Origin of the sequence: Kitasatospora sp. NPDC051702, from assembly GCF_040681575.1 — a bacterium.
Lineage (GTDB): Bacteria > Actinomycetota > Actinomycetes > Streptomycetales > Streptomycetaceae > Kitasatospora.
The window spans coordinates 1-1,089 of sequence record NZ_JBFAZB010000118.1 but is presented as its reverse complement, the minus strand read 5'-3'; the positions used below and the strand labels follow the sequence as shown (position 1 = coordinate 1,089).

The following is a 1,089-nucleotide window of genomic DNA, read 5'->3' as shown; positions in this document are numbered from 1 at the left end:
TCCGCCGCGAACGGAGCGATCTTCGCCTCGGCCAGCGAACGCACCGCCTCACGGAGCATCCCGTGCTCCTCGGAGATACGGAAGAGATCGAAGTCCTGGCTCATGATCGCCACTCCTGTTTCACGACGGTACTCAGTACCCTTCATTATGCATGCGCGCAGCAAAAAGGGAACTCAGTGCCTTCACATGGCGGCACTGAGTTCCCTATCCTTTTTCCTGCCGAACTTCTGCCGAACAAGCCGGTCCGAGCGCAGGGAGATGACAGCGTGGTCCACTCAGCCATCGACACCGACACCCGGAGCACCACGCTGTACTTCCAGCGCTGCGCGTGGTGCAGCAACCCGACCTTCCAGCGACTGCTCTGCCCCACCTGCGGCTCCACCGAGCTGCGGCTGGAGGCCAGCACCGGCACCGGGGTCGTCCGGCGCTGCGAGGTCGAGCAGGCCCGCACGCCGCTGGTCCGTCAGAAGTCCCTGATCCGGATGGCCGAGGGCTTCGACGTGTGGTGCATCGTCGACGGGCTGCGCAGCACCGTCCCGGTCGGCACCAGGGTCCGGCTGCTCCCCTCCCCCGACTCCGACCAGCCCGAGCTGCGGCTGCTCCCGATGGAGGAGCCGCAGCCCCCGCTGGACGCCGAACCGCGCCCGCTGCCGCCGGCCCAGGGCGGCTTCACCCAGCACCTGGCCGCCTTCACCGAGTAGCCGCGGGCGGCCGCGGCCACGCCGGAGGGCGTGCGGCGCGGCCCCCGCGCACGACGGAGGGCGTGGCACCGAGTACCCGGTGCCACGCCCTCCCGTGCTCCCCGCGGGGATCAGCCCTTGCGGACCTTGACCTCGGCGGTCAGCTGCGGCAGGACCTCGAAGAGGTCGCCGACCACGCCGTAGTCCGCCAGCTCGAAGATCGGGGCCTCCGGGTCCTTGTTGACGGCCACGATGGTCTTCGAGGTCTGCATGCCGGCCCGGTGCTGGATGGCGCCCGAGATGCCGTTGGCCACGTACAGCTGCGGCGAGACCTGCTTGCCGGTCTGGCCGACCTGGTTGCTGTGCGGGTACCAGCCGGCGTCGACCGCGGCACGGGAGGCGCCGACGG

2 protein-coding genes are annotated in these 1,089 nt (G+C 70.0%); one reads left to right on the top strand and one right to left on the bottom strand.

Features of this window, described 5'->3' with window-relative positions; all coding sequences use genetic code 11:
• Positions 1-266 precede the first annotated feature (266 nt).
• Positions 267-701, top strand: coding sequence for a hypothetical protein (locus AB0N04_RS38580; protein ID WP_360223533.1), 435 nt, complete (start codon positions 267-269; stop codon positions 699-701).
• A 110-nt stretch (positions 702-811) separates the two neighbouring features.
• On the opposite strand, the gene AB0N04_RS38575 is transcribed toward AB0N04_RS38580, so the two are convergent.
• Positions 812-1,089: electron transfer flavoprotein subunit alpha/FixB family protein (locus tag AB0N04_RS38575; RefSeq protein WP_360223530.1), on the bottom strand; the 278-nt coding region annotated here is incomplete at its 5' end.